15 protein-coding genes are annotated in these 23225 nt (G+C 70.6%); 6 read left to right on the forward strand and 9 right to left on the reverse strand.

Translation table 11 applies throughout. From position 1 onward, the window contains the following. The first annotated feature begins 58 nt into the window (after nucleotides 1-58). Both ACIQAC_RS04265 and ACIQAC_RS04270 read left to right on the forward strand, forming a co-directional pair. On the forward strand, nucleotides 59-4093 hold the full coding sequence (locus ACIQAC_RS04265; RefSeq protein ID WP_402186804.1) for a HAMP domain-containing protein: 4035 nt from the start codon (nucleotides 59-61) through the stop codon (nucleotides 4091-4093). Beyond that, entirely contained in the window at nucleotides 4090-4602 is a 513-nt protein-coding gene (locus ACIQAC_RS04270) for a two-component system response regulator (RefSeq protein WP_402186806.1), read from the forward strand. The genes ACIQAC_RS04265 and ACIQAC_RS04270 overlap by 4 nt, the downstream gene beginning before the upstream one ends. A gap of 190 nt (nucleotides 4603-4792) precedes the next feature. Here ACIQAC_RS04270 and ACIQAC_RS04275 read toward each other — a convergent pair whose 3' ends face one another. Further along, nucleotides 4793-6667, reverse strand: a complete 1875-nt coding sequence (locus ACIQAC_RS04275; protein ID WP_402186808.1) for an AMP-dependent synthetase/ligase — start codon at nucleotides 6665-6667, stop codon at nucleotides 4793-4795. Nucleotides 6668-6998: 331 nt separating this feature from the next. Then, nucleotides 6999-8867 (reverse strand): translation elongation factor 4, encoded by a 1869-nt coding sequence (gene lepA / locus ACIQAC_RS04280; RefSeq protein WP_402186810.1) that lies wholly within the window; start codon nucleotides 8865-8867, stop codon nucleotides 6999-7001. 225 nt (nucleotides 8868-9092) lie between these two features. Between lepA and rpsT the strand changes: the two genes are divergently transcribed. Then, entirely contained in the window at nucleotides 9093-9359 is a 267-nt protein-coding gene (rpsT, locus tag ACIQAC_RS04285) for a 30S ribosomal protein S20 (protein WP_351927562.1), read from the forward strand. A 239-nt stretch (nucleotides 9360-9598) separates the two neighbouring features. On the opposite strand, the gene holA is transcribed toward rpsT, so the two are convergent. From holA to ACIQAC_RS04305, 4 genes are all read right to left on the reverse strand, one after another. After that, nucleotides 9599-10585: a DNA polymerase III subunit delta gene (gene holA, locus ACIQAC_RS04290; protein WP_402186812.1), complete on the reverse strand. Its 987-nt coding sequence runs from the start codon at nucleotides 10583-10585 to the stop codon at nucleotides 9599-9601. A 76-nt stretch (nucleotides 10586-10661) separates the two neighbouring features. After that, nucleotides 10662-10907 (reverse strand): hypothetical protein, encoded by a 246-nt coding sequence (locus ACIQAC_RS04295; protein ID WP_402186814.1) that lies wholly within the window; start codon nucleotides 10905-10907, stop codon nucleotides 10662-10664. A gap of 192 nt (nucleotides 10908-11099) precedes the next feature. Next, on the reverse strand, nucleotides 11100-13730 hold the full coding sequence (locus tag ACIQAC_RS04300) for a ComEC/Rec2 family competence protein (protein WP_402186970.1): 2631 nt from the start codon (nucleotides 13728-13730) through the stop codon (nucleotides 11100-11102). Nucleotides 13731-13798: 68 nt separating this feature from the next. Then, nucleotides 13799-14455, reverse strand: a complete 657-nt coding sequence (locus ACIQAC_RS04305; protein ID WP_402186816.1) for a helix-hairpin-helix domain-containing protein — start codon at nucleotides 14453-14455, stop codon at nucleotides 13799-13801. Between ACIQAC_RS04305 and ACIQAC_RS04310 the strand changes: the two genes are divergently transcribed. Beyond that, a complete protein-coding gene (locus ACIQAC_RS04310; RefSeq protein ID WP_402186817.1) occupies nucleotides 14445-14627 on the forward strand; it encodes a hypothetical protein in 183 nt (60 codons plus the stop codon). The two genes, ACIQAC_RS04305 and ACIQAC_RS04310, sit on opposite strands and share 11 nt — an antisense overlap. Nucleotides 14628-15084: 457 nt before the next feature. On the opposite strand, the gene ACIQAC_RS04315 is transcribed toward ACIQAC_RS04310, so the two are convergent. From ACIQAC_RS04315 to leuS, 3 genes are all read right to left on the reverse strand, one after another. Further along, nucleotides 15085-15930, reverse strand: a complete 846-nt coding sequence (locus ACIQAC_RS04315; RefSeq protein ID WP_402186819.1) for a DegV family protein — start codon at nucleotides 15928-15930, stop codon at nucleotides 15085-15087. Nucleotides 15931-16002: 72 nt separating this feature from the next. After that, the gene (locus ACIQAC_RS04320) at nucleotides 16003-16749 is read right to left on the reverse strand and encodes a hypothetical protein (RefSeq protein ID WP_402186821.1); all 747 of its coding nucleotides are present in this window, start codon (nucleotides 16747-16749) and stop codon (nucleotides 16003-16005) included. Nucleotides 16750-16937: 188 nt separating this feature from the next. After that, nucleotides 16938-19820 carry a leucine--tRNA ligase gene (gene leuS, locus ACIQAC_RS04325; RefSeq protein ID WP_402186823.1) on the reverse strand — a complete coding sequence of 961 codons (2883 nt, stop codon included), beginning with the start codon at nucleotides 19818-19820 and terminating at the stop codon, nucleotides 16938-16940. A gap of 447 nt (nucleotides 19821-20267) precedes the next feature. On the opposite strand from leuS, the gene ACIQAC_RS04330 reads away from it, so the two are divergent. Next, complete coding sequence (locus ACIQAC_RS04330; protein ID WP_402186824.1) at nucleotides 20268-21539, forward strand: cytochrome b/b6 domain-containing protein; 1272 nt, start codon at nucleotides 20268-20270, stop codon at nucleotides 21537-21539. Next, nucleotides 21536-23146, forward strand: a complete 1611-nt coding sequence (locus ACIQAC_RS04335) for an NADH-ubiquinone oxidoreductase-F iron-sulfur binding region domain-containing protein (RefSeq protein WP_402186825.1) — start codon at nucleotides 21536-21538, stop codon at nucleotides 23144-23146. The genes ACIQAC_RS04330 and ACIQAC_RS04335 overlap by 4 nt, the downstream gene beginning before the upstream one ends. Nucleotides 23147-23225 lie beyond the last annotated feature (79 nt).

Consider the following 23225-nt stretch of genomic DNA (forward strand, 5'->3'; position numbering starts at 1 on the left):
GCGTGTGCTCGAAAGCGGACAGATTCGACCGTCGGAGCTGCGTCCTCTGCTCGCGGCGATGACCGCGGCACGTGACGGCGACTTCTCGAAGCTCGCGGAGTCGGAGTCGGTGTCGGAGACCGAGACGGCGAGCGGTCACGGCATCGTCGCCGAACTGACCGCCGTCTTCAACCAGATCATGGACCGCAGTACGCACTTCAACGGGGAGACGCGCCGGGTCAAGCGCGAACTGGTGCGGCACGGGCGGCTGGACGAGCGGCTGTCCGCCAGCCCCGGTCAGGGTGGCTGGACTTCGCGGGTGAACGACGTGAACCAGATCCTGGACGCCCTGGTCGCTCCGGCGGCCAACGCCACCCGGGTGCTGGACGCGGTGGCGGGCGGCGATCTGACCCAGCGGGTCGATCTGCACGACGGCAGCCGCCAGTTGCGCGGGGATCTGCGCCGGCTGGGCCGTGCGGTGAACACGATGGTCGACCAGCTCTCGCTGTTCACCGGTGAGGTGACGCGGGTGGCCCGGGAGGTCGGCACCGAGGGGCGGCTCGGCGGGCGGGCCAAGGTGCAGGGCCTGTCGGGCAGTTGGCGGGACGTGACCGAGGCGGTCAACACGATGGCGTCCCGGCTGACGGCCCAGGTGCGGGACATCGCGCTGGTGACGACGGCGGTGGCGCGGGGCGATCTGACGCGGACGGTCACCGTCGAGGCCACCGGTGAGCTGCTGGAGCTGAAGCTCACCGTGAACACGATGGTGGAGCAGCTCTCGGCGTTCGCGGACGAGGTCACCCGCGTCGCCCGAGAGGTGGGCACGGAGGGGCAGTTGGGCGGTCGCGCCCAGGTGCGGGGGGTGTCGGGGGTCTGGAAGGACCTCACCGACAACGTGAACTTCATGGCCTCGAACCTGACCTCCCAGGTCCGCAACATCGCGCAGGTGACGACCGCCGTCGCCAACGGCGATCTGAGCCAGAAGATCACGGTCGACGCGCAGGGCGAGATCCTGGAGCTGAAGTCGACGATCAACACGATGGTCGACCAGCTCTCCGCCTTCGCCGACGAGGTCACCCGCGTCGCCCGAGAGGTCGGCACCGAGGGCAACCTCGGCGGCCGGGCTCAGGTGCGGGGCGTGTCGGGGGTGTGGAAGGACCTCACGGACAACGTCAACTTCATGGCGGACAACCTCACTTCGCAGGTCCGCAACATCGCCCTGGTGTCGACCGCCGTCGCCCAGGGCGATCTCGGCAAGAAGATCACCGTGGAGGCGAAGGGCGAGATCCTGGAGCTCAAGTCGACGATCAACACGATGGTCGACCAGCTCTCCGCCTTCGCCGACGAGGTCACCCGCGTCGCCCGAGAGGTCGGCACCGAGGGCAACCTCGGCGGTCAGGCGCAGGTGCGGGGCGTCTCCGGGGTGTGGAAGGAGCTGACGGACAACGTCAACTTCATGGCGCTGAACCTGACTTCGCAGGTGCGGAACATCGCGCAGGTCACCACGGCCGTCGCCAACGGCAATCTGTCGAAGAAGATCACGGTCGACGCGCGCGGCGAGATCCTGGAGCTGAAGGACACCGTCAACACGATGGTGGAGCAGCTGCGGGCCTTCGCCGACGAGGTGACGCGGGTGGCCCGCGAGGTCGGCACCGACGGCCGGCTCGGCGGGCGGGCCCGGGTGCTGGGTGTGTCCGGGGTCTGGCGGGACCTCACGGACAACGTCAACTACATGGCGGACAACCTCACTTCGCAGGTGCGGAACATCGCCCAGGTCGCCACCGCGGTCGCGCAGGGCGATCTGTCGAAGAAGATCGACGTGGACGCGCGCGGCGAGATCCTCGAACTGAAGACCACCATCAACACCATGGTCGACACGCTGTCCTCCTTCTCCTCGGAGGTGACGCGGGTGGCCCGCGAGGTCGGCAGCGAGGGCCAGCTCGGCGGCCAGGCCCGGGTGGAGGGTGTGTACGGCACCTGGAAGCGGCTGACGACCAACGTCAACGAGCTGGCCTCCAACCTCACCACCCAGGTCCGGGCGATCGCCGAGGTCGCCTCGGCCGTCGCGCAGGGCGACATGTCACGGTCGATCACGGTGGCGACGCGCGGCGAGGTCGCCGAGCTGAAGGACAACATCAACCTGATGGTGGCCAACCTGCGCGAGACGACCCGCGCGAAGGACTGGCTGGAGTCGAATCTGGCCCGGCTCGCCGCGCTGATGCAGGGCCACCGCGATCTGATGGAGGTCGCCGACCTGATCCTGCGCGAGCTGACCCCGCTGGTGAACGCCCAGTACGGCGCCTTCTACCTGGCCGATCCGGCCGAGGACGGCGCGGCGCTGACGGAGCCTACGAAGGGGCTCGCGTTCATCGCCGGGTACGGGGCGGCCCAGGGCGCCACCGTGGAGACCGGCGGTCTTCCGGTGCACGGCCTGGTGGCGCAGGCGGCCCGCGAGAAGAAGCGCATCCTGGTCGAGGACGCCCCACCCCACTACATCAAGATCAACAGCGGCCTGGGCGAGGCGGCGCCCTCCACGATCGTCATCATCCCGATCCTCTTCGAGGACAACCTCCTCGGTGTGATCGAACTGGCCTCGTTCTCCCGCTTCTCGGACGTCCACCTGGCCTTCTTCGACCAGTTCGTGAACACCATCGGTGTCGCCATCAACACGATCATCGCCAACTCCCGCACCGAGTCGCTGCTCGGCGAGTCCCAGCGGCTCGCGATGCAGCTCCAGGAGCGCTCGGACGAACTCCAGAAGCAGCAGGCGGAGTTGCGGCGCTCCAACGCCGAACTGGAGGACAAGGCCGCCCTCCTGGCGACGTCCTCGCAGTACAAGTCGGAGTTCCTGGCGAACATGTCGCACGAGCTGCGCACCCCGCTGAACTCCCTGCTGATCCTGGCGCGGCTGCTTTCCGACAACCCGGACGGCCATCTCACCGACCAGGAGGTGCAGTTCGCGACGACGATCCACCGCTCCGGCTCCGACCTTCTCCAGCTGATCAACGACATCCTGGACCTGTCGAAGATCGAGGCGGGCCGGATGGACGTACGGCCGAAGCGGCTGCCGCTGATCAAGCTCCTCGACTACGTCCACGCCACGTTCCGCCCGCTCACCCTGGACCGGGGGCTCGCCTTCGACGTCGCGGTCGGGGAGGACGTACCGCGCGAGATGTTCTCCGACGAGCAGCGGCTCCAGCAGATCCTGCGCAACCTGCTCTCCAACGCGATCAAGTTCACCGCGAACGGCCGTGTCGAGCTGCGGGTCGACCGGCTCAAGGACCCCGAGCACCACTACGTCCGTGACGGCGACGACGTGATCGCGTTCGCGGTGTCGGACACCGGCATAGGGATCGCGCGGGAGAAACTCCCGGTCATCTTCGAGGCGTTCCAGCAGGCCGACGGCACCACCAACCGCAAGTACGGCGGCACGGGCCTCGGTCTGTCCATCAGCCGGGAGATCGCGGGGCTGCTCGGCGGCCGGATCGTCGCCGAGAGCGAGCCGGGCAAGGGCTCCACCTTCACGCTGTACGTCCCGGTCGTCAGCCCCGGCCACGCGGCGGCCTCGGAGAGCGCCCGGCCGGCCGCGCCGGAACCGCCGGCCACCGAGCCGGACGACAGCTGGCCCGCGCCCACCAAGCTGGAGGAGTGGCAGTCGGGCCGCGCCGGGCAGGTCCTGCACGGGCGCCGGGTGCTGATCGTGGACGACGACATCCGCAACGTCTTCGCGCTCACCCATGTCCTCGGGCGGGTCGGTATGCCGGTGCTGTACGCGGAGAACGGCCGCGAGGGCATCGAGACCCTGGAGCGCAATCCCGACGTCGAACTCGTCCTGATGGACATCATGATGCCGGAGATGGACGGCTACGAGACCATCGCCGCCATCCGCCGCACGCCCCGCTGGACCGACCTGCCGATCGTCGCGCTCACCGCGAAGGCGATGCCCGGCGACCGGGAGAAGTCCATCGCGCAGGGCGCCAACCACTACGTACCGAAGCCGGTGGACGTCGACCGGCTGCTGACCGTCGTCTGCGCGCTCCTCGACCCGGAGGGAGCGGAGGGGGCGCCGGCGCCGGCGCCGGCGCCGGTGCCGGACGAGGAGGCCGCGTCATGAGCGCCGGCGCGGCGGGCGACGAGCACGCGGGCATCCTCCTCGTCGACGACATGGAGGACAACCTGATCGCCCTGGAGGCGGTCCTCGGCTCCCTCAACGAGCCGCTCGTCCGGGCCCGTTCGGGCGAGGAGGCGATGAAGGCACTGCTCCGCCGCCGCTTCGCCCTGGTGCTCCTGGACGTCCGGATGCCCGGCATGGACGGCTTCGAGACGGCCGCGAACATCAAACGCCTCGACCAGACCAAGGACGTCCCGATCATCTTCCTGACGGGCGCGGACGACGACACGGGGTACGCGTTCCGCGGCTATGCCACCGGCGCCGCGGACTACCTGACCAAGCCCTTCGACCCCTGGGTCCTCAGAGCCAAGGTCAACGTCTTCCTCGACCTCCACCGAAAAACCCGCCAACTGGAACGCGAACGCGACGACTACGCCCGCCTCAAAACCCGCTTCGCGGCAATGGAGGAAGAGCTGAGAGACCTACGGGACCTATTGGGCAAGGGCCGGTGATCCCCCCCCAGGGGCGCGGGGAACTGCGCGATCTTTTCGGCGCGAGGACTTGCGGCACCATCCAGGGGCGCGGGGAACTCCGCATCTTTCAGGGGCGCGGGGAACTGCGCGTCTCTCAGGGGCGCGGGGAACTGCGCGACCAGCCCCCACGCACCCGCACCCCGCACCCGACCCCGCACCCCCAACGCCCCTACTTCTCCCGAGCCCCCTCGTACATCTCCTCCAACAACCCCCGATACTCCCGCTCAACCACCGGCCGCTTCAGCTTCAGGCTGGGCGTGATCTCCCCATGCTCAATATCAAGATCCCGGGGAAGCAACCGGAACTTCTTGATCGTCTGCCACCTCTGCAACCCGGCATTGAGCTGCTCCACATACCCCTCCACCATCGCCACGGTCACCGGCGCGGCCACCACCTCCGCATAGGAGGCCCCCTCCAGCCCGTTCTCCTTCGCCCACGGCACAAGAGACGGCTCGTCGAGCGAGATCAACGCGGTGCAGTAGTTCCGGTCGGCCCCGTGCACCAGGATGTTGGACACGTACGGGCACACCGACTTGAACGCCCCCTCGACCTCACTGGGCGCCACGTACTTCCCGCCCGAGGTCTTGAAGAGGTCCTTCTTGCGGTCGGTGATCCGCAGATACCCGTCGGGCGACAGCTCACCGATGTCCCCGGTGTGGAACCACCCGTCGGCCTCCAGCACCTCGGCGGTCTTCTCGGGCAGCCCGTGGTACCCCTCCATGATCCCGGGCCCGCGCAGCAGGATCTCCCCGTCCTCGGCGATCCTGACCTCCGTCCCGGGCAGCGGCTTGCCGACCGTGCCGGTGCGGTACGCCTCACCGGGGTTCACGAACGACGCGGCGGAGGACTCGGTGAGGCCGTACCCCTCCAGCACGTGGATACCGGCGCCGGCGAAGAAGAACCCGATCTCCGGCGCGAGCGCGACCGACCCGGACACACACGCCCGCAGCTGCCCGCCGAACGCCTCACGCAGCTTGGAGTAGACGAGGGTGTCGGCGACCTTGTGCTTGGCGCCGAGTCCGAACGGCACACTCGCCGACCCGGTGTGCCGGAAGTTGTCCTGCGAGACCTTGGCGTACTCGCGGGCGACCCCGGCCGCCCACTGGAAGATCTTGTACTTGGCCGGGCCACCGGCACGGGCCTTCGCGACGACCCCGTTGTAGACCTTCTCGAAGATCCGCGGCACGGCCGCCATGTACGTCGGCCGCACGACCGGCAGATTCTCGATGATCTTGTCGACCCGGCCGTCGACGGCGGTGACGTGCCCGACCTCGATCTGCCCCGAGGTGAGCACCTTGCCGAAGACGTGCGCGAGCGGCAGCCACAGGTACTGCACGTCGTCACCGCTGATCAGCCCGGTCGCGGCGATCGCCTTCGCCATGTACGACCAGTTGTCGTGCGGGAGGCGGACGCCCTTGGGCCGGCCGGTGGTGCCGGACGTGTAGATGAGGGTGGCCAGTTGGTCCCCGGTGATCGCGCCGACCCGCTTGGTGACCAGGTCGGGGTCCTTCTCCAGCCGGGCCGCGCCGCGGGCCTCCAGGTCGGCGAGGCTGAGCACCCAGTCGCTCGTCTCGACGCCCTCCGCGTCGATGACGACGACATGCGTCAGCTCGGGCAGTTCGGCGCGCCGCTCGACGGCCTTGGCCAGTTGCTCGGCGTTCTCCGCGATCAGCACCCGGCTGCCGGAGTCGGCGAGGATGAACGCCGACTCGTCGGCGTTGGTCTGCGGATAGATCGTGGTGGTGGCCGCGCCGGCGCACATGATGCCCAGGTCGGCGAGGATCCACTCGATCCGGGTGGCGGCGGCCAGCGCGACCCGCTGCTCCGGCTCGACACCCAGCTCGATCAGCCCCGCCGCCACCGCGTACACCCGCTCGGCGGCCTGCGCCCAGCTCAGCGACTTCCAGTCGTCCGGTCCCTCGCCCGCGGCGGGCGGGACGGGGTAGCGGTACGCCTCGGAGTCCGGCGTGGCCGAAACTCGCTCCAGGAAGAGGCCCGCGACGGACGGCGGACGGTTCTCGATCAGGGTCTGTGTGTCGCTCACGACATCCTCCGGGGCCCGCGACGATGCGGCTGGCTCAGGTGCGGCATGCGCCATCACTACGGCTGCAAACGCCATCACTGCGGCTGTTTTCACTCACGAACCGTTAATTAACTCGTGAGTAACTATCGAGCAGGGACAGAGTAGAGCCCGACCGGCCGGTACGTAAGCCTCCCGGCCCCGTCACTTCGCACGACTGCCACCTGAAGCCTGCACGAACACCCCGCCGAACATGCACAAGGGCCCGCCGCACTTTCGTACGACAGGCCCTTGCGTGTCTGGTTCATCCGACTACGTCGCTTTACTCGCGGGTAACCGAAGCCATCCGGAGTGGCTACTTCTTGCCCTTGCCCGACCCGGCGGCGTCGTCGCTGGAGAGCACCGCGATGAAGGCCTCCTGGGGAACCTCCACGGAACCCACCATCTTCATCCGCTTCTTGCCTTCCTTCTGCTTCTCCAGCAGCTTCCGCTTACGGGAGATGTCACCGCCGTAGCACTTGGCGAGTACGTCCTTGCGGATGGCGCGAATCGTCTCCCGGGCGATCACCCGGGAACCGATGGCGGCCTGGATCGGCACCTCGAACGCCTGCCGCGGGATCAGCTCGCGCAGCTTGGCGACGAGCCGCACCCCGTACGCGTACGCGGCGTCCTTGTGCGTGATCGCGGAGAACGCGTCCACCTTGTCGCCGTGCAGCAGGATGTCGACCTTGACGAGGCTGGAGGTCTGCTCGCCGGTGGGCTCGTAGTCCAGCGAGGCGTAGCCGCGGGTCTTGGACTTCAGCTGGTCGAAGAAGTCGAAGACGATCTCGGCGAGCGGCAGGGTGTACCTGATCTCGACGCGGTCCTCGGAGAGGTAGTCCATGCCGAGCAGGGTGCCGCGCCGGGTCTGGCACAGCTCCATGATCGCGCCGATGAACTCGGTCGGCGCGAGCACCGTCGCCCGGACGACCGGCTCGTACACCTCGTTGATCTTCCCCTCGGGGAACTCGCTCGGGTTGGTGACGACATGCTCGGTGCCGTCCTCCATGACGACCCGGTAGACCACGTTCGGCGCGGTCGCGATGAGGTCGAGCCCGAACTCCCGCTCCAGCCGCTCCCGGATCACGTCCAGGTGCAGCAGGCCCAGGAAACCGACGCGGAAGCCGAAGCCGAGGGCCGCGGAGGTCTCCGGCTCGTAGACCAGGGCCGCGTCGTTGAGCTGGAGCTTGTCGAGGGCCTCGCGCAGCTCCGGGTAGTCCGAGCCGTCGAGCGGATACAGACCGGAGAACACCATCGGCTTCGGGTCCTTGTACCCGCCGAGAGCCTCGGTGGCGCCCTTGTGCAGGGTGGTGATCGTGTCACCGACCTTGGACTGGCGGACGTCCTTCACACCGGTGATCAGATAGCCGACCTCGCCGACCCCCAGCCCGTCGGCGGACAGCATCTCCGGCGAGTTCGTACCGATCTCCAGCAGCTCGTGCGTGGCGCCGGTCGACATCATCCGGATCCGCTCGCGCTTGTTGAGCTGGCCGTCGATGACACGGACGTACGTCACGACACCGCGGTAGGAGTCGTAGACCGAGTCGAAGATCATGGCCCGCGCGGGGGCGTTCTGGACACCGACGGGCGGCGGGATCTCGGCGACGGCCTTGTCCAGCAGCGCCTCGACTCCGAGCCCGGTCTTGGCGGACACCCTGAGCACGTCGTCCGGCTCGCACCCGACGAGGTTGGCCAGTTCCTCCGCGAACTTCTCGGGCTGCGCGGCCGGCAGATCGATCTTGTTCAGTACGGGGATGATCGTGAGGTCGTTCTCCATCGCCAGGTACAGGTTGGCGAGGGTCTGGGCTTCGATGCCCTGGGCGGCGTCGACGAGGAGGATCGTGCCCTCGCACGCGGCGAGCGACCGCGAGACCTCGTAGGTGAAGTCGACGTGCCCCGGGGTGTCGATCATGTTGAGGATGTGCGTGCTGCCCGGGTCGTGGGAGGGAGCCCAGGGCAGGCGCACGGCCTGGGACTTGATCGTGATGCCGCGCTCGCGCTCGATGTCCATCCGGTCGAGGTACTGAGCACGCATCTGCCGCTGCTCGACCACACCGGTCAGCTGGAGCATCCGGTCGGCGAGAGTGGACTTGCCGTGGTCGATGTGCGCGATGATGCAGAAATTGCGGATCAGAGCCGGGTCGGTACGGCTCGGCTCGGGCACATGGTTAGGGGTCGCGGGCACGCAGGGTCCTGTCTCTTGAGGCGCCTTATGCCTCGGGTCGGATCGATACGTAGCCACCATGGTCCCATGGGCGGGAACCGGAGACCGGTTTGGGCCGCTCGCGGGGCCGCTGGTACCCTGGGTCGCTGTGCCTCATGCCTTTGTCCGCAGGAGGCGCACCCCAAGAAAATCAAACGGTGAGTGAGACGTGCTGTCCTGCTCGCCAGAACCTGAGAAGGCTCATTCGTGGCGAACATCAAGTCCCAGATCAAGCGGATCAAGACCAACGAGAAGGCCCGGCTGCGCAACAAGGCCGTGAAGTCCTCCCTCAAGACCGCGATCCGCAAGGCCCGCGAGGCCGCGGCCGCGGGTGACACCGAGAAGGCCACCGAGTACCAGCGCGCTGCCGCGCGTCAGCTCGACAAGGCCGTCTCCAAGGGCGTCATCCACAAGAACCAGGCCGCGAACAAGAAGTCGGCGCTGGCTTCCAAGGTCGCTTCCCTCAAGGGCTGAGACTCTCTCCTCTGATCTGAATTCCTGATCCGACTGGGTCACCCCGCCGGAAGGGGTCTGAGCGGTCCCTCTCACCCGCTCCCGACCGGCACCAAGGAGCCACGCGCGACTGCGTTCGCCACGCGGGCGTGGCACCAGGATTGTGAACATCGCAGCAACCGAAGGCCCCGGCTGCCACCCTTCCCCAGGGTGATGACCGGGGCCTTTGGTATGACATCGGATGGGGCTCCCCGGTAGGCCTAGCGGCCGCGCGAGCGCGCAGCCCGGGCCACCGTCACCACGGCCTTCTCCAGCGCGTACTCCGGATCGTCCCCGCCCCCCTTGACCCCCGCGTCCGCCTCCGCGACCGCCCGCAACGCCACGGACACCCCGTCCGGAGTCCATCCGCGCATCTGCTGCCGCACCCGATCGATCTTCCAGGGCGGCATCCCCAGCTCCCGGGCCAGGTCGGCCGGCCGGCCACCGCGAGCGGACGACAGCTTGCCGATGGCCCGCACCCCCTGGGCCAGCGCGCTGGTGATCAACACCGGCGCCACCCCCGTCGACAACGACCACCGCAGCGCCTCCAGCGCCTCCGCCGTCCGCCCCTCGACCGCCCGATCGGCGACCGTGAAGCTGGAGGCCTCGGCCCGCCCGGTGTAGTACCGCCCCACGATCGCCTCGTCGATGGTCCCCTCGACGTCGGCGACCAGCTGCGAAACCGCCGACGCCAGCTCCCGGAGATCACTCCCGATCGCGTCGACCAGCGCCTGGCAGGCCTCCGGAGTGGCGGCCCGCCCCAGCGCACGGAACTCCCCCCGCACAAACGCCAGTCGATCCGCGGGCTTGGTCATCCTGGGGCACGCCACCTCCCGCGCCCCCGCCTTGCGCGCGGCGTCCAGCAGCCCCTTGCCCTTGGCGGCACCCGCGTGCAGCAGCACCAGCGTGATCTCCTCGGCGGGGGCCCCGAGATACGCCTTCACGTCCTTGATCGTGTCGGCCGAGAGGTCCTGTGCGTTGCGCACCACCACGACCTTGCGCTCCGCGAAGAGCGAGGGACTGGTCAACTCGGCGAGCGTGCCGGGCTGCAACTGGTCCGGGCTCAGATCCCGTACGTCCGTGTCGGCGTCGGCGGCCCGGGCAGCGGCCACCACCTCCTGCACCGCACGGTCGAGCAGAAGGTCCTCCTGGCCCACGGCAAGCGTCACGGGGGCGAGAGGGTCGTCGTTCGCAGTCTTCCTGGCCATCGCGACCAGCATGTCACGCACCACTGACAACGACCGGCCCGCCCGGCATCCCGAGGCCGCCCCGAAGCGCCCTCCGCTACGGCTCCTCCCGCCACCCCTCCCACTCCCCCGCGAACTCGTCCAGCTCGGCCGGGTCCAGCCGCCCCTTCTCGTCCCGCAGCACCACAAGCCACTGCGCGTCCTCGGCATCGTCCTCACCGGCCAGGGCGTCCCGTACCAACTGGGGCTCCTCGTCGAGCCCGAACCGCTCCCCGAGCGCCTCCAATGCCTCCTCCGCCGCATCGCGGTCGGGCAGCACCAGCACATGTCTCACATCACTCACGCCCCCATTTTCGGACACCGACGACGCCCTCAGCGCCTCGGGGGGCAAGCCGTCCGGACCCCGGGCCGGGCTGCCGGGCCGCCGGGCTGCCGGGCTGCCGGGCTGCCGAGGAAGGTGCGGCACCGTCGCCCTCGCGGCACCAGCACCCTCGCCGCGCGCTCACCCTCCTGGCGCTCCACCCTCCCGGCGACCTCACCCTCGCGCCACTCGGAGCTTGCCGCCCGTGCCCGTCACGGCCAGCGCCCCGTCCCGGTCCGTCCGCATCACCAGGGCGCCCACCGCCCGCAGCGCGGCGACCGTGCCGGGCGCCGGGTGACCGTACGAGTTGTCCCGGCCGCAGGAGATCAACGCCAGTCGTGGTGCCGCCGCGCGTATCAGCCGTGGATCCTGATAGGCCGAGCCGTGATGGGCCACCTTCAGGACGTCCACACCGCCCAGCAGCCCTGCGGCCGGGGTTCTCAACAACGCCTGCTGCGCCGGGGGTTCGAGGTCCCCGAGCAGCAGCATCCGCAGCCCTCCGGAGCGGACCAGCATCGTGACGCTGGCGTCGTTCGCGCCCTCCGGCTCCGCGGCCGGCGATCCCGGCGGCCACAACACCCGCCAGCTGAGCCCACCCGTGCTTCTGCGCTCCTCCCCCGCGACCGCCCGCGTCACCGGGATGCCCCGGGCCGCCGCCTCCCTCCGTACGAACTCCGCCTGCTCCGGCGGCTCCTGGAACCCCGTCGTCTCGATCGCGCCCACCGCCCTTCCCCGCAGCACCCCGGGCAGTCCCGCCACGTGGTCGGCGTGGAAGTGGGTGAGGACGACCAGGGGAACGCGGGTGATGCCGAGTGTGCGCAGACAGCGATCGACCAACCGCGGATCCGGTCCGGCGTCCACCACGACCCCGCTGCCGTCCCCCGCCGCAAGGACGGTCGCGTCGCCCTGGCCCACGTCGCACATCGCCAGCCGCCAGCCCGGCGGCGGCCACCCCGTGATCACCCTGGTCAGCGGTGGCGGCTGGACCACGACCAGCGCGATCAGCACCGCACACGCCCCGCACATCCAGGGCCGGGCCACCAGCCGCCGCCCGACGAACAGCACCACAACCGTCGCCAGCGCCAGCAGCACCGCCCCGCTCCAACTGCCCGGCCAGTCCACCCCCGCGCCCGGCAGCGCCGCCCCGGTCCGCGCGACATCCGCGATCCAGCCGGCCGGCCAACCCGCGCACCACGCCAGCACCTCGGCCACCGGCATCGCCACGGGCGCCGTCGCCAGCGCCGCGAAACCCAGCACCGTGGCCGGCGCCACCGCGAACTCCGCCAGCAGATTGCACGGCACCGCCACCAGACTCACCCGCGCCGACAGCACGGCCACAACCGGCGAGCACAATGCCTGCGCCGCACCGGCGGCGGCCAGTGCCTCGGCGAGCCGCGGCGGCACGCCCCTCCGGCGCAGCGCCACGCTCCAGCGCGGAGCGAGAGTGAGCAGGGCCCCGGTGGCCAGCACGGACAGCAGGAACCCATAACTCCGCGCCAGCCAGGGGTCGTACAGCACCAGCAGCAGCACGGCCGTGGCGAGTGCCGGGATCAGCGACCTACGGCGGCCGGTCGCCAGGGCGAGCAGCGCCACGGAACCGCAGGCCGCGGCGCGCAGCACACTCGGGTCCGGTCTGCACACCACCACGAAGGCGAGCGTGAGTGCTCCGCCGAGCAGTGCCGTCGTCCGCAGGGAGATCCCGAACCGGGGTGCGGCTCCGCGGCGCTCCGCCCGCTGGGCGAGGGCGGGCGGGCCGAGCAGCAGGGCGAGGATGATGGTGAGGTTGCTGCCGGAGACCGCCAGCAGATGCGCCAGGTCCGTCTCCTTGAACGCCTCGTCCAGTTCCGGAGTGATCCGCGCGGTGTCCCCCACGACCAGCCCCGGCAACAGCGCGCGGGCATCCGCCGGCAGCCCGTGTGTCGCCTCGCGCAGCCCCGAGCGCAGCCGCCCTGCGAACCGCTGCGTCGCCGACGGCTCCCCCACGACCCGGGGCACGGCACGGTCCCGCACCCGCAGCACGGCCGCGATCCGTCCGCCCCCTGCCGTCACCGGGGCCAGCCGCCCGTCCACCCGCACCCGCGTCGACGGCAGCAACGCCAGCCACGGAGATCGCGCCGCGCCCTCGGCCGCCGGCCCGTCGCCGCGCACACCCGAGTCCACGGTCATCAGCACCGGCGTCCGCGTCTCCACCGCTCTCCCACGAGCCGCTTCCACCCGGGTCACCTCGGCTTCGACCAGCACGGAGACCGGCAGGGCGTGAGCACCACTGACCCGCGGCCGGGACAACCGGGGATCCGCGGTCACCCTCACCTCCGCGGTCACGGTGGCGAACCGCTCCGCCAGCTCCGGTACCGGCCCCCGCCGCAGATCCGCCCCGTGCAGCCCGGCCGACGCGGCGGCCGCGGCGACGCACAGCAGCACAGCGGCAGCCGAAATCCGCAGCCCGCCGGGCCAGGACGGGAGCGATCCTCGCCACGGCTCCCTCTGCTGGGACCGGCCCCGTCCTCCCCACGGCAGCGGCCCCCTTTCCTGCGACTGACGCAGTCCTCGGCGCGACTGACGCAGTCTTCGGCGCGACTGACGCAGTCTTCGGCGCGACCGGCGCAGCCCTCGCCACGGCAGGAGCAGCAGACCCCCGCCCACCAGGCACACCACCGTCACCCCGACGATCCGTCCCGGTCCTGCGCCGAGTGCGAGGGCCGCCGTCAGCCAGGCCGCGAGCGCCGGCGGCACAAGCCGTAGATCGGTCGGCCCCTCCTGCCGTGGATGAGGATCACCGAGCCGGTTTCCCGAGGCCGCGTGCACGAACTGCCGCGGTCGAGCGGATACCACAGTCCGTCGGTCCGCCCGCGTGTCCGCCGAAGCGCCCGCCCTCATGGCCGTACCAGATTCCGCAGGTCGGCGAAGCGGCGGTCGCCGATGCCGTTGACGTCACGCAGTTCGTCCACCGAACGGAAACCGCCGTGCTGGGTGCGGTAGTCGATGATGTGCCGCGCCAGCACCGGGCCGACCCCGGGCAGTGTGTCGAGCTGTTCCACCGTGGCGGTGTTGAGGGAGACGGGGGCCGCGGGAGCCGCACCGGGCGGACCGGCCACGGTCCCGCCACCCGGCACCACGCCGGGTCCGGGTCCCGCACCAGCCGGGCCCCCAACGACCACCTGCTCGCCGTCCACCAACACCCGGGCACGGTTGAGCCCGTCGAGAGCCGTCCCGGGACGCACGCCACCGGCGGCGCGTAAGGCGTCGCCAACCCGTGAGCCCGCAGGCAGCCGCAGTACACCGGGCTCCCGGACCTTGCCGCTGACGTCGACCACAACGACGGCCCCGGCCGTACCCGGCACCCCCGGGCCGGTGGCCCCCGGCTCCGCCGCCGTGCTCGGCACGGCCTCCGCCTCAGGCTCCGGCTCCGGCTCCCCGAAAGAACCGGCCGCCTCCACCACCTCCGGCGCCCGCACGTCCTGTGGTCGCCCGGTCCAGAAGTGGTGCACGGCGAACCCCGCCGCCAGTACGAGCACCACGGTGAGCGCCACCACACTCCTGCGCTCCAGCCCCAACCTGGCCTGCAACCACACCGGCATCCGCTCCCGGACCGTCGACGCGACCCGCCCCGACCCCCGCCCGGCCGAGGACGACGGCGCCGCCGCCGCACCGTCCCCCGACCCGTCGCGCCCCCTCGGCTCCTCCAGCCCAGCGGAACCGTGAGAGACATCACCCCGCTCGCCCCGCTCAGCCGCAGAACGCCCGCCCATCTCCTGCTCCGGCGGCGGCCCCACCCCCAACTCATCGACCACCCCCGAAGCCCCGAAGATCAGCTCCGCCCGCCGTCGGAGCTCCTGCGCCGGGGCATGGCGCTGCCGGGTGCTGCCCGGGGCGGGTGAACGGCGGTGCCGGGTACGGCCGTCGGAGCCCGGCCGACGGCCCGGACCACTGGTGGCGGACGTTGCGCGTGAACGTGATCGAAGTGCCATACGGCGAGGATGGATCAGCCCGGCCCAGCGGCGATGATCTTGCTCAATTCCCGGGGATCACCCACCGATTGTGGATAACTCCGCCACCCACACGAGTGACCCACACCCCCAGGCCGCCCACCTACCGGACCGCCCGACTCTCCGCCGGCCCAGTTCTCAGGCCCCCAACCCCCAGGCCGCCGGCCCGCCCCTCACCGAGGCGAAACCACAGCCCCCAGCAACCCCGGCCCCGTATGCGCCCCGATGACCGCCCCGACCTCGCTCACATGGAGGTCCACCAGGCCCGGCACCCGTACCCGCAGCCGGTCCGCGAGGGCCGACGCCCGGTCGGGGGCGGAGAGATGGTGGACGGCGATGTCGACCTGTGCCGCGCCCGCGTGTTCGGCGGCGAGCTCTTCGAGGCGGGCGATCGCCTTCGACGCCGTGCGGACCTTCTCCAGCATCTCGATACGGCCGCCCTCCAGTTGCAGGAGCGGCTTCACGGCGAGCGCGGAGCCCAGCAGGGCCTGTGCCGCCCCGATCCGTCCGCCGCGGCGGAGATAGTCGAGGGTGTCGACGTAGAAGTAGGCGGAGGTACCGGCCGCCCGTTTCTCCGCCGCGCTCACCGCCTCGTCGATCGTGCCGCCCGCCTCCGCCGTCTCGGCCGCCGCGAGCGCGCAGAAGCCGAGGGCCATGGCGATCATGCCGGTGTCCACCACCCGTACGGGCACCGGCGCTTCGCGGGCCGCGAGGACGGCCGCGTCGTAGGTGCCGGAGAGCTCGGCGGAGAGGTGGAGGGAGACGATGCCGGTGGCGCCGGACTCGGCGACCCGGCGGTAGGTCTCCGCGAAGAGCTGCGGGCTGGGCCGGGACGTGGTGACGGAGCGTCGCTTCTGGAGCGCCTGGGCCAGTGAGCGGGTCGAGATCTCGGTGCCCTCTTCCAGTGCCCGGTCACCGAGGACCACGGTGAGGGGAACCGCGGTGATGCCGTGGCGATCCATCGTCCGTGGCGGCAGGTAGGCCGTTGAATCGGTGACGATCGCGACATGGCGGGACATGAGCTGGAGGTTACCTGGCGTAGCGTCCGGACGGCAGCCCGGCCCTGTGGACCCCTGGCGGGGATGGCGTGATCAGGTGGTGCTCTCGGGGCGGGTGGTCTTCTCCCACGAGTATGTCGGGCGCGGAGTGGGCGGCGTGATGGCGGGGCGCGCCGACTCCTCGGTCGAGGTGCCCGAGCGGGCGTCCTCGGGCCAGGTCTGGCCGCTGGTCGACCCGGCCGCCGGCGCGGGGGCATCCGGCCACGGGGGTGGCGTGGTGGCGGATGTCTCCGGGGTCGTGTCCCAGTGGCGCAGTGCGCCGGCCTCCACGTCGATCTGGGTGCTGAGCGAGTCGAGGTCGTCGTCGGCGAAGCGCCGGGCGCGGTCGCGGGCGGCCCAGCGCAGCGAGTCCGCGGCGCCGGTGATCCGCTCGGTGCGCTCACGCAGGGCCGGCAGCCGCTCGGAGAGGGTCCGCCGGTCGGGCTCGGACTCCAGGCGGCGCAGTTCGGCGTCGAGTTCGTGGCCGTGGGCGCTCAGTCGCTGGAAGAGGGCGAGGGACTCCTTGAGGGACTCGTCCTCGCTCACGCCCGCGTGCAGCGCGTCCTGGGTGGCGCGCATGGAGGTGCGCAGCTTCAGCCGGAGCTGGGCGAGCTCGCCGGCGGGGCCCGGCTGGGCGAGGGACTTCGCTCTGAGGGTGTGGTCCTCGACGGTGCGGCGGGCCTGCGCGACCGTGCGGTCCACGCCGCGCTTGGCGGCACCGACCGCCTTGACCGTGGCCCAGGCGCCGACTGCCAGGAAGAGCACAAAAAGCAGGACGAAGACTGCGACCACTGCTTCCACGACGCTCCTCCTCCGGCGGGCCGCGGCACGTCTCGTGCCGCTCTTCCACGGTAAACGCTGCGGGCAGGCGCGGAGTTCCAGGAGAACCCCGATCCTGCCCGCACACGAACCCGGCCCGCCCCTAGGGGACGTCCCTCACCGCACCGGCCACAAAGCCGACGCGGGCACCCTCGCCCGTCGGAGGGACATCACGCCGGAACGATGTTCACCAGCTTCGGCGCCCGCACGATCACCTTGCGGATCCCCGCCCCGTCCAGCGCGGCGACGACCTTGTCGTCGGCCAGCGCCACCTTCTCCAGCTCGTCGTCGGAGATGGCGGGCGACACCTCCAGTCGCGCCTTGACCTTGCCCTTGATCTGGACCACGCAGGTCACGGTCTCGTCCACGACGTACGCCGGGTCGGCGACCGGGAAGTCGTGGTGCACGACCGAGTCGGTGTGGCCCAGCTTGCGCCACAGCTCCTCGGCGATGTGCGGGGCCAGCGGGGCGACCAGCAGCACCAGCGCCTCGGCGACCGGGCGCGACACGGCGCCGCCCGCCTTGGTCAGGTGGTTGTTCAGTTCGGTGACCTTGGCGATGGCGGTGTTGAACCGCAGGCCCTCCAGGTCTGCGCGCACGCCGTCGATCGCCTTGTGCAGCGCCCGCAGCGTCGCCTCGTCGGGCTCGGTGTCCACGACGGTGACCGCGCCGGTCTCCTCGTCGACGATGTTGCGCCACAGCCGCTGGAGCAGCCGGTACTGACCGACCACCGCGCGGGTGTCCCACGGGCGGGACACGTCCAGGGGGCCCATCGCCATCTCGTACAGGCGCAGGGTGTCGGCGCCGTACTCGGCGAAGATCTCGTCCGGAGTGACCGCGTTCTTCAGGGACTTGCCCATCTTGCCCAGCAGCCGGGAGACCTGCTCGCCCTGGTAGTAGTAGGCGCCGTCGCGCTCCTCGACCTCGGCGGCCGGCACCGCGACGCCCCGGCTGTCGCGGTAGACGAAGGCCTGGATCATGCCCTGGTTGTACAGCCGGTGGAACGGCTCGACCGAGGACACGTGCCCCAGGTCGTGCAGCACCTTGGACCAGAAGCGCGCGTACAGCAGGTGCAGTACGGCGTGCTCCTGGCCGCCGATGTACAGGTCGACGCCGCCGTGCGGACGGCCCTCGCGCGGGCCCATCCAGTAGCGCTCGATCTCCGGGTCGACCAGCTTCTCGGCGTTGTGCGGGTCCAGGTAGCGCAGTTCGTACCAGCAGGAACCGGCCCAGTTGGGCATGGTGTTGGTCTCACGGCGGTACTTCTGCGGCCCCCGGCCGTCGCCCAGGTCCAGGGTGACGTTGACCCAGTCCGCGTTGCGCGACAGGGGCGTCTCGGGCTGGGTGTCGGCGTCGTCGGGGTCGAAGGTGCGCGGCGAGTAGTCCTCGACCTCGGGCAGCTCCAGCGGCAGCATCGACTCGGGCAGCGCGTGGGCGGTGCCCTCCTCGTCGTAGACGATCGGGAAGGGCTCGCCCCAGTAGCGCTGGCGGCTGAACAGCCAGTCGCGCAGGCGGAAGTTGACGGTGCCCTCGCCGATGCCCTTGCGGGCCAGCCACTCGGTGATGCGTGCCTTGGCGTCGGTGACGCCCAGGCCGTCCAGGGAGACGCCCTCGCCGGTGGAGTTGACGATCCTGGCGTCGTACGACACGAAGGCGTCGTCCCACGTGGTGGTGTCGGTGCCCCGGTCGTCGCTCGGCTCGACGACACAGCGCACGGGCAGTTCGAAGGCGCGCGCGAAGGCGAAGTCGCGGCTGTCGTGGGCCGGGACGGCCATGATCGCGCCGGTGCCGTAGCCCATCAGGACGTAGTCGGCGATGAAGACCGGGATCCGCTCGGCGTTGACCGGGTTGGTGGCGAACGCGCCGGTGAAGACACCGGTCTTGTCCTTGGCCTCGGCCTGCCGCTCGACGTCGGACTTGGCGGCGGCCTGCGCGCGGTAGGCGGCGACGGCCTCGGCGGGCGTGGCGTGGCCGCCGGTCCAGATGTCGTGCGTGCCTTCGGGCCAGGTGTCCGGGGTGAACTTCTCGACCAGCGGGTGCTCGGGCGCCAGGACCATGTAGGTGGCGCCGAACAGGGTGTCCTGGCGCGTGGTGAAGATGGTCACGTGCTCGCCGTCGATCGGGAAGTCGACGCGGGCGCCCTCGGAGCGGCCGATCCAGTTGCGCTGTTGCAGCTTGATGGCCTCGGGCCAGTCCAGTTCGTCCAGGTCGTCCAGCAGGCGGTCCGCGTAGGCGGTGATCCGCATGTTCCACTGGCGCAGCTTGGCCTTGAAGACGGGGAAGTTGCCCCGCTCGGAGCGGCCGTCGGCGGTCACTTCCTCGTTGGCCAGGACGGTGCCCAGGCCGGGCGACCAGTTGACGGGCGCGTCGGAGGCGTACGCCAGGCGGTACTCACCCAGTACGTCGGCGCGCTCGGCGGCGGTCAGTTCGCTCCAGGAGCGGCCCTCGTGACCGGGCACCGCGCGGTCGCCGCTTTCGAACTGGGCGATCAGGTCGGCGATCGGACGGGCCTTGTCCGCCTCGCCGTCGTACCAGGAGTTGAAGATCTGGAGGAAGATCCACTGGGTCCACTTGTAGTAGTCCGGGTCGATCGTGGCGAACGACCGGCGCTTGTCGTGGCCCAGGCCCAGCCGGCGCAGCTGGATCTTCATGTTCTCGATGTTGGCCTCGGTGGACACGCGCGGGTGCGTGCCGGTCTGCACCGCGTACTGCTCGGCGGGCAGGCCGAAGGCGTCGAAGCCCAGGGTGTGCAGGACGTTGCTGCCGGTCATGCGGTGGTAGCGCGCGTACACGTCGGTGGCGATGTAGCCCAGCGGGTGGCCGACGTGCAGGCCGGCCCCGGAGGGGTACGGGAACATGTCCATGAAGAACTTCTCGGGCCGGGCGACCGTCTGCGGGTCGCCCGCCAGGTCACCGGTCGGGTTCGGCGCCTCGTAGGTGCCCTCGGCGTCCCAGAAGTCCTGCCAGCGTGCCTCGATGTCGGCGGCCAGAGCTGCCGTGTAGCGGTGCGGCGCGACCACCTCGGCGGTGGCAGCGGGGTTCGTCTCGCTCATGATCCTCAAAGCTCCATCGATCGTCTCTGCCAGCGGCTGTGACACTCAAGAAACGAAAAATCCCCTCGCACAGGAGGGGACGCCGCGCCGATGCCGACCACGATCTTCAACGGTGGTCGGGACTGATCAGCGCGGCTCGCTAAGCAGAAGGCGTACGGCACGCATGGCGTTAGGGTACCGCAGGCCCCGAGAGCGCCGAAACGCGATGGTGGGCATCATCCGGCACGGCGTGCCATCCTCATGAACCCGCCCCCTCATCCCTGTCCCGCGCGGCAGAAGATGAACAAGGGTCAATGATTACTTCGCGTAACAGTCACTAAGGGGCATCACAGCAGCCTCGTAGCCCTTTGATAACGACGCAATAACTCAAACCTCGTACCCCTCGGTATGGCTCCACTTAGAGTGCGGCAGCGGGACCGCTTTCCCGAACTGCTCGGAGTTGCCCCCATGAACCCTCGACGTAGTAACAGCTCGCTCCCCAAAACAGGCCGGTCGGCCTATGGGGTGGCGTCGGCTGTCTTCCTGCTCCTCATACCCGTGATCGTGCTGGTCGGAGGTGACGCCTTCCAGGAGTTCCTCAACTTCGGCGCGGGCGTGCTCTCCCTCGTGTGCCTCAGCTGTTCGGTCATCTGGGGCCTGTTCGCCCAGGACCGGATCTTCCTGAACGCACGCCAGCGGATCGTCGGCCAGGCGGTGCACCGGACGACGGCGGTCGCCTCGATCGCGTTCCTGCTGCTGCACATCACCACCAAGATCGTGCTGGACCACACCACCGTGATCGCGGCGCTGGTCCCGTTCTCGCTCGGCTTCACCAGCACCGCGGGCCTCATCGGCCTCGGCTCCCTGGCCGGCCTGCTCATGATCTTCGTGGGCATCACCGGCGCTCTGCGCAGCCGCTTCGCGTCCCCCGCACCGGTCGCGGCCCGCTGGCGGGCGATGCACATGCTGGCCTACCCGGCCTGGTGCGCCGCCCTGGTGCACGGCCTCTACGCGGGCCGTGACGCCAAGCCGGTCTTCGTCTTCCTCTACGGCCTCTCCCTCGCCGGCGTGATGGCCGCCCTGGCGCTCCGCGCGGCGCCCCGCCCCGTCAAGCGCCGTATCGCCGACACGATCGCCACGCTGCTGGGGACCACGGAGCGGCCCGGCCGCGAGGAGCTGGAGGAGAGCCGCGCGCGGGCCGGCGCGGCCCTGCCGGGCTACGAGCAGCAGCGCCCGTCCCCCCGCCAGGCGCCCTCGTACGACCCGTCCGCGCGGGCCGGTGCCGGGGAGCCCGCGAACGGCTTCGCGGCGGCCTACCGAGCCGTCTCGCGGCCCGCACGCGCGGACCAGTCCTTCGCGGCGGAGCAGACCGCGCGGATGGAAGTACCGGACTTCCAGCCCACGGAAGCGATGCCGCGCATGGACGGCGGCCCGGTGTCGAGCACCTCGGGCTCCTGGCCGATCCCGCTGCCGCCGCCGGTCGGCGAGGCTCCCCCGTCGGCGTACGACCCGCTCCAGGACACGGGTTACAACATCCCGACCTACAGCGATCAAGGAACCGCCGGATACGGCGGAAGTGATGTGTACGACACCGGTGAGTCGAATCCCCTCTACGGCACGTACAACCCGAATGACACGTACAACAGCGGTCCCGCCACTGAAACACGCCCCGACCCCTACGACTTCGAGGGGCCGGGTTCGGGCGAACCTTGGAACACGCCTTCCGGAGGCTTTAGGTGAACGAGGCCCTGCCCGACGTCCCAGAAGTCCGCGTAGTCGGTCTTCCCCAACTCACGTCGGGCTTCGACCTTGTCGAAAGACTCGATCTACCCATGCACCTCAAGGTGCACGGTCCCCTCGAACCGATGGGCGGTGAGCAACTCGCGAAGCTCGCCGAGAACATCAATCTGAAGGGCCGCGGCGGCGCGGGCTTCCCCTTCCACAAAAAGCTGCGCTCGGTCGCCGAAGCGGCGATCAAGCGTGGTGTCCGGCCGGTCGTCGTCGTCAACGGCAGTGAGGACGAACCGGCCTGCCGCAAGGACACGGTGCTCATCAACCGTGCCCCGCACCTCATCCTGGACGGCGCGCTGCTGTGCGCCGAAGCACTGGGCGCCCGCCAGCTCGTCATCGCCGTGACCCGTGAGTCGACCCAGCGCTCCATGGAGGCCGCGCTCGCCGAGCGCGGCCTGAGCAACGGACGCCGGTCCGCCCTCCGTGCGCGCGTGCAGCGCAATCCCGTGCGTATGGTCACCGGCGCCGCGGCATCGGTGATCCGTTCCATCGACGGCGGCCCGGCGATCCCGCCCGGCCGCAAGGTCAGCGCCTCGCAGAACGGCGTGGGCGGCGCGCCCACCCTGCTGTCCAACGCCGAGACCTTCGCCCAGCTGGCGATCGCGGCCCGCATCGGCCCGGAGCGCTACGGCAACACCGGCCTGTACGACGAGCCCGGCACCGTGATGCTCACCGTCTCCGGCGCCGTCGCCCGCCCCATGGTGATCGAGGTCCCGACCGGCGTACCGCTGCGCTACGTCCTTCAGCTCGCCGGCGCCCCGCCGGTGCCGCAGGGTGTGCTGACCGGCGGCTACCACGGCAAGTGGATCGACGCGGCGACCGTCAACGAGGCGGTCGTCTCCCGCAACTCGCTGGACGCGGTGGGCGGTTCGCTGGGCGCCGGCGCGATCCTGCCGATCACCCAGGACACCTGCCCGCTGGGCGAGTCGCTGCGGGTCGCGCAGTGGCTGGCGGAGGAGAGCGCGGGCCAGTGCGGCCCCTGCTACCTCGGCCTGCCCGCCGCCGCGCGCGGCATGGCGGACATCCTCAACGGCGGTGGCCCGGCGGCCCTGGAGGCCGTGAAGCAGGTCGCCAAGAACGTGAAGCGGCGCGGCGCGTGCTCGCACCCGGACGGCTCGGCGATGTTCCTGGAGTCCACCCTCAAGGCGTTCACCGACGACCTCGCCGCGCATGTCCTCGGAAACGGCTGCGGAAGGCCCGTGGAGGGCGTTCTGCCGCTCTTCGAGGGCGGGATGGGCCCGGCGGGCCTGCCCGGCGGCTCGCCGTCCGAGGAGAACGGCCCCAGCCGCCAGAAGATCTACGTCGACTGGACGCTGTGCCGCGGCCACGGACTGTGCGCGGACATCCTCCCGGAGGTCTTCGAACTCGGCGCCGACGGCTTCCCGACGGTCGCCCAGGCGCAGGTGCCGCGCTTCGCCGAGGCCAAGGCTCTACGCGCGGTGCGCCGCTGCCCGGCGCTCGCGCTGCGCATCGAGGAGGACACCCGCTCCCAGGCGCCCGCCCGCAACCTCCCGGTCCTGTCGCAGGGCCGCAACCGCAGGGCCCTGGGCCGCTGAGCGGACGAACGGCGGGGCACCCGGCTTCCGGGTGCCCCGCCGTCGTACGTGTGGTGTGCGCCTGGTGCGCGCCATGCGA

The organism is Streptomyces sp. NPDC088387 (assembly GCF_044753385.1).
GTDB lineage: Bacteria > Actinomycetota > Actinomycetes > Streptomycetales > Streptomycetaceae > Streptomyces.

What these genes read in the sequence shown, in the direction of transcription:
- ACIQAC_RS04265 (WP_402186804.1), top strand. Translation starts at nt 59, where the DNA reads ATGACCGCGGCACGTGACGGCGACTTCTCGAAGCTCGCGGAGTCGGAG.
- ACIQAC_RS04270 (WP_402186806.1), top strand. Translation starts at nt 4,090, where the DNA reads ATGAGCGCCGGCGCGGCGGGCGACGAGCACGCGGGCATCCTCCTCGTC.
- holA (WP_402186812.1), bottom strand. Translation starts at nt 10,585, where the DNA reads ATGGCCAGGAAGACTGCGAACGACGACCCTCTCGCCCCCGTGACGCTT.
- ACIQAC_RS04315 (WP_402186819.1), bottom strand. Translation starts at nt 15,930, where the DNA reads ATGTCCCGCCATGTCGCGATCGTCACCGATTCAACGGCCTACCTGCCG.
- leuS (WP_402186823.1), bottom strand. Translation starts at nt 19,820, where the DNA reads ATGAGCGAGACGAACCCCGCTGCCACCGCCGAGGTGGTCGCGCCGCAC.
- ACIQAC_RS04330 (WP_402186824.1), top strand. Translation starts at nt 20,268, where the DNA reads ATGAACCCTCGACGTAGTAACAGCTCGCTCCCCAAAACAGGCCGGTCG.